The organism is uncultured Albimonas sp. (assembly GCF_963977235.1).
Taxonomy (GTDB): Bacteria; Pseudomonadota; Alphaproteobacteria; order Rhodobacterales; family Rhodobacteraceae; genus Albimonas.
Genome location: NZ_CAXBOD010000103.1, coordinates 1 through 7,861, shown reverse-complemented (window position 1 = coordinate 7,861; position 7,861 = coordinate 1). Strand labels below are relative to the sequence as shown.

5 protein-coding genes, 2 tRNA genes and 1 pseudogene are annotated in these 7,861 nt (G+C 73.8%); 5 read left to right on the top strand and 3 right to left on the bottom strand.

What is annotated here, in order from left to right:
- Positions 1-316: 316 nt before the first annotated feature.
- Both AAC134_RS22920 and AAC134_RS22915 read left to right on the top strand, forming a co-directional pair.
- Positions 317-2,548 (top strand): transglycosylase domain-containing protein, encoded by a 2,232-nt coding sequence (locus AAC134_RS22920; protein WP_339951965.1) that lies wholly within the window; start codon positions 317-319, stop codon positions 2,546-2,548.
- A 139-nt stretch (positions 2,549-2,687) separates the two neighbouring features.
- Positions 2,688-3,146 (top strand): hypothetical protein, encoded by a 459-nt coding sequence (locus tag AAC134_RS22915; protein ID WP_339951963.1) that lies wholly within the window; start codon positions 2,688-2,690, stop codon positions 3,144-3,146.
- A gap of 129 nt (positions 3,147-3,275) precedes the next feature.
- Here the strand turns inward: AAC134_RS22915 and AAC134_RS22910 are convergent, their stop codons facing one another.
- Together AAC134_RS22910 and phaZ are read right to left on the bottom strand one after the other, a co-directional pair.
- Positions 3,276-4,007 (bottom strand): SprT family zinc-dependent metalloprotease, encoded by a 732-nt coding sequence (locus AAC134_RS22910; protein WP_339951961.1) that lies wholly within the window; start codon positions 4,005-4,007, stop codon positions 3,276-3,278.
- On the bottom strand, positions 4,004-5,473 hold the full coding sequence (gene phaZ, locus AAC134_RS22905) for a polyhydroxyalkanoate depolymerase (RefSeq protein ID WP_339951959.1): 1,470 nt from the start codon (positions 5,471-5,473) through the stop codon (positions 4,004-4,006). The genes AAC134_RS22910 and phaZ overlap by 4 nt, the downstream gene beginning before the upstream one ends.
- A 294-nt stretch (positions 5,474-5,767) precedes the next feature.
- On the opposite strand from phaZ, the gene AAC134_RS22900 reads away from it, so the two are divergent.
- Both AAC134_RS22900 and AAC134_RS22895 read left to right on the top strand, forming a co-directional pair.
- Positions 5,768-6,151 carry a TIGR02300 family protein gene (locus tag AAC134_RS22900; RefSeq protein ID WP_339951957.1) on the top strand — a complete coding sequence of 128 codons (384 nt, stop codon included), beginning with the start codon at positions 5,768-5,770 and terminating at the stop codon, positions 6,149-6,151.
- Between the two features lie 182 nt (positions 6,152-6,333).
- Positions 6,334-6,409 (top strand) — tRNA-Ala (locus tag AAC134_RS22895).
- 407 nt (positions 6,410-6,816) lie between these two features.
- Here AAC134_RS22895 and AAC134_RS22890 read toward each other — a convergent pair.
- Positions 6,817-6,906, bottom strand: a tRNA-Ser gene (locus AAC134_RS22890).
- Between the two features lie 285 nt (positions 6,907-7,191).
- On the opposite strand from AAC134_RS22890, the pseudogene AAC134_RS22885 reads away from it, so the two are divergent.
- Positions 7,192-7,861: pseudogene (locus tag AAC134_RS22885) on the top strand (hypothetical protein); the annotation flags it as partial.

The window sequence follows — 7,861 nt, the reverse complement described above, 5'->3', positions numbered from 1 at the left end:
GGCTTCGAGGCCGACACCCTGCGCGAGGCCGCCCGCCGCGCCTCCCGCGCCGTGGCCGCCGCGCTGTCCGAGCGCCGGCGCACGCCGCCCGCGGCGCGCTGGCAGGGCGCTGCGGGCGGCTGATCGCGCGCGGGCAGGGGCCGCAGGGCGCCCGCGCTCGCGTGTCGTGGGGCGAGGGGCGCCCGTCTGTGGCCCGCGGGCCGCAACCGCACCCGCAAATCGTCAGTCGATCTCCACAAAGCGGCCGTTTTGCCCTACCTTCATCGGGTCACCGCGCAAGACGAGCAGACGGTTCGCCAACAAGAGACCGAAGGGCGTGACGAAAGGCAGACAGGACCCTCCCGGCCGTCGGATGACGACGGCCCAGCGTCGCGCGGCCCAGCGAAAGGCCGAGCGGCAGACCGGCGCCTCGGCGCCGGCCGCAAAGACGCGCGCGCCCAAGGCCGCCAGGCCCCCCAAGGCCGCGAAGATCGCGCGCCCGCGCAAGGTCCGCAGCGGCCGGATGGGCTGGCTCGACCGGGCGGTGCGCGCGGTGCTGATGTTCGTGGGCCGCTGGACCTGGCTGATCGGCTCGCGCATCGCGCTGGGCATGGCGCTGGTGATCGCGGTCTCGGTGGGGTGGTACTATTTCGCGCTGCCTCCCGCCGCCGAGCTTCTCGACGGGCGCGACCGCGGCTCGGTCACGCTGCTCGACGACGCGGGCGAGGTCTTCGCCTGGCGCGGCGACCAGTTCGGCGGCGCCCTGCGCGCGGGCGAGATGTCGCCCCACCTCGTCCAGGGCGTGATCGCGGCCGAGGACCGGCGCTATTATTCCCATTTCGGCATCGACCCGCTGGGCCTTGCGCGCGCCATGGCGGTGAACCTGCGCGCCGGCGGCCTGGTGCAGGGCGGTTCGACGCTGACCCAGCAGACCGCCAAGAACGTGTTCCTGACCCATGAGCGCAGCGTCGAGCGCAAGCTCAAGGAGTTGCCGATGGCTCTGGCGATGGAGCTGAAATACACCAAGGAGGAGATCCTCTCGATCTACCTCAACCGGGTGTATCTCGGCGCCGGCGCCTATGGGTTCGAGGCCGCCGCCCAGCGCTATTTCGGCAAGTCCGCGCGCGAGGTCGCCCCGGCAGAGGCCGCGATGCTGGCGGGCCTGCTGAAAGCCCCGTCGCGCTACGCCCCCACCTCCAACCTCGCCACCGCCCAGAACCGGGCGAACGTGATCGTGGGGCTGATGGAGGAGCAGGACTACCTCACCAAGGCGCAGGCCGATCAGGCGCGCGCCCATCCCGCCGAGCTGTCGCAGGCCGCCTCCGACCGGGCCGGGGGCGCCTTCGCCGACTGGGTGATGGAGGCCGGTCCCGCCTGGCTGACCCGCGACACCACCGAGGACGTGCGCATCCGCACCACCTTCGACCGCCGCGCCCAGCTCGCGGCCGAGAGCGCCGTGCGCTCGGTCTTCGAGGAGAACGTGCGCGAGGGCTCCGACGCCCAGGCGGCGATGGTGGTGATGACCCCCGACGGGGCGGTGCGCGCCATCGTCGGCGGGCGCAACCCGACCGGGCTGGGCGGCCAGTTCAACCGCGCCACCCAGGCGCTGCGCCAGACCGGCTCGGCCTTCAAGCCGGTGGTCTACGCCGCCGCGCTCGAGGCCGGACGCTCGCCGGCCGAGGTCGTCGAGGACCGGCCGATCACCATCAAGGGCTGGACCCCCTCGAACTACAACGACGAGCGCTTCGGCCCGATGACGCTGACCCAGGCCCTGGCCCGCTCGGTGAACACGGTCGCGGTGCGCACGGCGGTCGAGACCGGCCTGCCGGCGGTGCGCCGCATGGCCGAGCAGATGGGCATCACCGCCGATCTCGCCCCCGGGCCCGCCATCGCGCTGGGCACCTCCGAGGCGACGCTGCTCGACATGACCGGCGTCTACGCGACCATCGCCCACAACGGTCTGAAGACCGAGCCCTGGGGCATCCGCAGCGTGGCGCTGCGCGGCGAGGACACCGCGCTGATGACGCACTCGGGCGGCGGCGAGGCCCGCGCCATGTCCGCGCAGACCGCCCGCCGGCTGACCGGCATGATGCAGGCGGTGATCGACCAGGGCACCGGGCGGCGCGCCCAGCTCGACGGGCGCGAGGCGGCGGGCAAGACCGGCACCACCCAGGCCGCCCGCGACGCCTGGTTCATCGGTTTCACCGCCGACTACGTGGTCGGCGTCTGGATGGGCTACGACGACAACACCCCCCTGACCGGCGTCACCGGCGGAGGTCTGCCGGCCGAGATCTGGCGGCGCGCCATGCTGGGACTGCATGAGGGCCTCCCCCTCCGCCCGCTTGACAGCGAGCGTCCGCGCGGGGCAAGCGAAGCCCCGACCGACCGCGTGGCCTCCTCGGGAGACAGCACGGGCGGGCGGGCGCGCGAGGCGATCGAGGACGGACTGGGCGCCGTGGGCAGCTTCATCGCGGGCGTGGTCGACTCGATCTCGTCCGGGGGCGGGGGCGGGGGCGCCTCGAACTCGGGCGCGGAGTCGTGGAACAAGAACCCGAACGCCGACCGGTGACCGGGGACGACAGCTGAGACGCCCCGGGGCCGCACGGCTCGGGGGATAGGGGATTTTGGGGGACGCGGACCGCGGCCGTCGATCGCCGGCGTGGGCCGGGGTCGCCGCCTGCGGACGCTCCGGACGCCGGGAGGCGCACGTGAACGACGACGAGCAGAGCGGCCTGTCGCATGCCCGGCCGATGGCGCGGATCAGCACCCGCGACAAACGCCGCAACCGCCGCCGCAAGAGCAAGTACAACCGCCCGCTGCTGTCGCTTCCCCATGTGATGGTGGCGGTGTTCCTGCTGCTGGGGGTGGGCTTTGCGTTCGGCCTCGCCAAGGGGCTGATGCAGGGCGACACGCTCAGCATCCAGACCGCCGACACCCAGCGCCTGCGCGACCTGAACCTGCCCGGCGTGGCGCCCCAGCGCGCCGCGCGTCCGCTGGGCCTGGCGCAGATCATGATCTGGCTCTACCTGTTCGGCACGCCGATCCTGTTCGCGATCCAGCGCGCCTTCATGTGGCGCTACACGCTGACCAACGCCAAGTACCTGATGATGTCGGGCCTGGCCGTCTGGGTGGTGGTGATCGCCGTGGTCCTCGTCGCCAGCGTCTGAGGCGCCTCCGCGCCGGGGGCGACCCCTGCGCTCGCGACAGGGACGTCGGGCGCGTCCCGGGCCTGGCCCGGGGTCGCCGGCGGGCAGACCGTCGGCACGCTCTGTCGGCACGCTCCGCGGCCCTGAGCGTCAGCCCCCGAAATCCACCCGGTGAAGGTCGCCGCCGTGACGGCGCAGCCAGTCGCGGCTTTCGCGCCAATCGGGGCGCAGCCGCTCGACCAGCGCCCAGAATCCGGGACCGTGGTTCATCTCGACCAGATGCGCCGCCTCGTGGGCGGCCACGTAGTCCAGCACCTCGGGCGGGGCCATCGCCAGCCGCCAGGAGAAGCTCAGCGCGCCCTCGGAACTGCATGACCCCCAGCGCGAGCGGGTGTCGCGCAGCGTGATCCGCGTCGCATTTCGCGCCACCTGCGCGGCATAGCCATGGGCCGCGGGAACCAGTGCCGCGCGCGCGGCGTCCTTGAGGAAAGCCTTCGCGCGGCCCGCCGCGGCCTCGGGCGCGCCACAGACCAGCAGCCGGCCCCCCTCCAGCTTCGGCGCGAAGCGGCCGGGGCGCGACTCGAGCACCACGGAGCCGCCGCGATAGGGCAGGGCGCGCCCGTCCGCCACCACGCGCACCGGAGGCACGCGGGCCACCGCCCCTTGCAGCCATCCGACATGGCGGTCGAGGAAGGCGCGCGCCTCGGCCAGGCTCGCCCGCTGGGGCAGGGTCAGCTGCGGACGCCCGTCGACCCGGCTGACCGAGAGGGTGAACCGCGTCGCCCGCGGATTTCGCCGCAGGCGCACCGAGAGGCCCAGGGCCTCGACCGGCAGCGCGTCGGGCTCCGGCGCCGCCGGGGGGCGACGACGCCGCAGGATCACTGGCTCCCGGCTCCGGTCTTGCCCCCGGTCCCGCCGCCCGTCGCGCCGCCAGCGCCGCCGGCCTTGCGATCGAGGTCCTCGCCCAGGCCGGCGCTCTTCATCGCCGCGGCCTTCAGGTGTTTCGCGCCGCGCAGCCCCGCCGCGTCCAGCGCCCCGTCGAGGCTCGGCCGACGGCGATCCTTCGCCGGGGTCACCACCTCATCGGGCGCGCCGCGCAGCATCGTGCGCTGCGCCCGCACGAAGTCGCGCACCTTCGGCTGGATCGAGCGCCGCCAGCGGGAACCGTTGAACACCCCGTAGTGCCCCACGGTGTGCTGCACGTGATGCAGCCGCTTGGCGTCGGGCAGGTTGACGCACAGCGTCTGCGCCGCCTCGGTCTGGCCCAGCCCGGTGATGTCGTCCTTCTCGCCCTCGACCGTCATCAGGCCGATGTCGCGGATCGCGCCGGGGTTCACCAGCCGCTCGTCGCGATAGCGGAAGGCGCCGACCGCGAGCAGACGCTCCTGGAACACCCGCTCGATGGTCTGCAGGTAGAAGGCGGCGTCGAGGTCCATGACCGCGAGATATTCGTCGTAGAACCGCCGGTGGCTCGCCGCGCTCTCGCCGTCGCCCTTCACCAGGTGGCGGAAGTGGTCGAGATGGGCGTTGAGATGCCGGTCGAGGTTCATCTGCATGAAACCCGAGAGCTGCAGGAACCCCGGATAGACCCGCCGCATGAAGCCCATGTTGGGCCAGGGCACGGTGACGACGACGTTCTTCTCGAACCAGCTCAGCGGATGGGTGGTGGCCAGCTCGTTGGGCTGCTTGGGGTTCTTGGCCGTGTCGATGGGCGAGCCCATCAGCACGATCGAGGCCGGGCGCGCCGGGTCCCCGTCCTCGGCCATCATCGCCGCGGCCGCCAGCACCGGCACGCCCGGCTGGCACACGCCCATCACGGCCGGCCGCTCGCCGGTCTCGCGCGCGATGTGGCGGCAGAAGTCGGCGATGTAGTCTGTGAAGTCGTCGAGGTCGAACACCCCCTCGGCCACCGGCACGTTGCGCGCGTCGCGCCAGTCGGTGACCCAGACGTCGTGCTCGGGCAGCATCGCCTCGACGGTGCCGCGCAGCAGGGTGGCGAAGTGGCCCGACATCGGCGCCACCACCAGCACCGGCGGATCGTTGCGCGAGCGCGCGACCGCGCCCCCGCGCCGGAAGCGCAGCAGGTCGCAGAAGGGTTTCGAGAGCGGCGTCTCGATGGTCAGCTTCGAGGTCTCGCCCGCGACCGTGGTCGTCTCCAGCCCCCACTCCGGCTTGCCGTAGCGGCGGGTGGCGTTGACGAACATCTCGAGCCCGGCCGCGGCGGCGCGGGCGGGGAAGGTGATCGCGGCGGGGTTGAGGGGGTGGCTCAGCGCCTGCCGGCCGACCTGGGCGGCGGCGCGCAGGGGGCTGATGGCGGCGTGGGTGAATTCATAGGCATGGTAGAGCATGTTCCGGCGTCCGCCTTCTTCGGCGCGCTCACGGCGCGCGAGGGCGGCCCTCGGCCTGGGCCGGGCCGCTTCGGGGGTTGGCGCGGAACCTAGGGCCGCAGCGGCCGCGCGGCAAGCGTTTCGCAGGTGCGAAATGGACGCGCCCGGGGCGGCCGGGGAACTGCGGCGCCCGGGCCCGCGGCGCGGCGCTCGCCTGCCGCAGGGGCCTCCGGGGCAGGGCGAGGGGCGCGCGCGGCGCGGCCTCGCGGTCGCGTCGCGGTCCGCGCGCGCTTGCACGTCGCCAGATCCTGTGGCATGGCGCGCACCTTCGCAGAACCTGTTCGCCTGCCGGGGGTCCTTATGGCCAAACCTGAATGGGGCGCGAAGCGCGTGTGCCCGAGCTGCCAGACGCGCTTCTACGACCTGATGAGAGATCCGGCGCCGTGCCCGAACTGCGGCGCCACCTTCGACCTCGCCCAGTTGAGCGAGCGCAAGGGCCCGCCCTCGTCGCGGGCCAAGCCCAAACCCGCGAAGGAGCCGGCCCGCGACGCGCCGGTCCTCGAGGACGAGCTGCTGGACGACGACGATGACGACGACGAGTCGGAGGACGACGTCCTGCTGGACGCCGACGACGACAGCGACGACGACATCGGCATCGTCGGCGGCGGCAAGGAGGGCAGCGACGAGGAGGAGACCTGAGGTCTCCGGGCGTCCGCCTTCGGGCGGGCGCGCGGCCGGCCGGGCCTCGGGTTCGGCCTTGCCGCAAGGGCACGGAGATCCGGGCCGCAAAGAGGTGAAAACACCCCTTGCGTCCCCCCCTCCGCTGGTCTAGATGACCGCCACGCCAACGGAACACCCAATCCGGCGGCGACACAGGGAACGGGGCCATAGCTCAGTTGGGAGAGCGCTTGAATGGCATTCAAGAGGTCGGCGGTTCGATTCCGCCTGGCTCCACCACCCGCCCTGTAAAGACACCACAGCCAAAGCGCCTGAAACCTGAACCGGTTTCGGGCGCTTCGCGTTTCAGGGCCGCGGCCGTCCCGCGTCCGGTCTGACCTCGGCGTCCCGCCTCTGGCGCCCCAGACGGCGTCCCGAACCGCGCCTCGCTTCCCGCATCCGACCCGGCGCCGCGCGCTCGGCCTGGCGCGCTGCGCCATGGCCATGTCGCGCGCGCGGCGTCCGCGATTGCCCCGCCAGCTCCGGCGACCGCTCCGTCGCTTCTTCTCTCCGCGGGACTCGCGTCGCAGCCGCATTCCGCCGGCCCTTCGGCGAGCGGCTGCGGGTCCATGAGCGGGGATCGCGCCGCCCGACGCCCGCCGACAGCAAGGAAGGGTCCGGGGATGTCTGCGACATGTCGGGAGATGTGGCGGGTGAGGCGGGATTCGAACCCGCGGGACCCTCTCGGGCCCGTCCGTTTTCAAGACGGATGCCTTCGACCGCTCGGCCACTCACCCCAGGCACGCCCCCTTCTGTTCGGTTTGGCCGAGTTGCGCAACATGCGAGCGGCGCGACCTGCCGACCGGGGCCGCGTCGATGGCCGCGGGCGGTCTTCACGTGGTCCGGGCGCGGCCGGGTGCGCGGCGCCGGACGGCGACCTCGCGGCGCCTCTCGAGGCGGACGCTCACGGCGGCGCGATGGAGAGGCGTCGGGGGCGTTGCAGGCTGTTTCCTCGGGCGCAGGGCTCCTGTAGCCTCGGACGCGACCGGGCGGTGCGCGCCCGCGATCCCGGAGACCCCCAAATGCGGTCGATGCTCCTGACCGTCGTCCCCGCCTCCGCCGCACTGACGGCGCGCGCGGGCGTGGCGATCGCGCTGCTCGCCTGGCTCGGCGCGACGCCGGCCCTTGCCCAGGACGCCACGGCGCCTGCCCGCCCTGCGCAGACGGCCGAGACCCCTGTGGCCGCCCCTCAGGACTCAGCGCCCGCGCAGGCCGAGGCGCCGGCGCCGGCGCAGGAAGATGCCGCGCCGCCCGCGACGGTGCAGGCGGAAGCCGAGACGCCTGCGACGGCGCAGGCGGAGGCCGAGACGCCTCCCCCCGCGCCGGAGGGCGCAGCGGCGCAGACCGCGTCGGAAGCGCCCGCGTCGGAGCTGCAGGGCGTCGGCGTCTGGGCCGGCGGCCCGACCTTCGGCGGCGCCTGGATCGCGCATCCCGATGTCGCGACCCCCCGCCAGGTCGAGGTTCTGACCGACGACGGCCGCCGCGCCGAGGCGCGTCTGCTGCCTCTGACCGAGCCGGGCAAGGCGCCCGGGTTCCTGGTCTCGGCCGAGGCGGCCAGGGCGCTGGAGATGCAGGCCGGCGCGCCCGTCCGCCTCACTGTCCGCGACCTGCCCGCGGGCGCGGCGACGCAGGCCCTGCCGCCCGCCACCCTCTCGGCGCGCGAGCCGGGCGAGACCGAGGACGAAGCCGCGC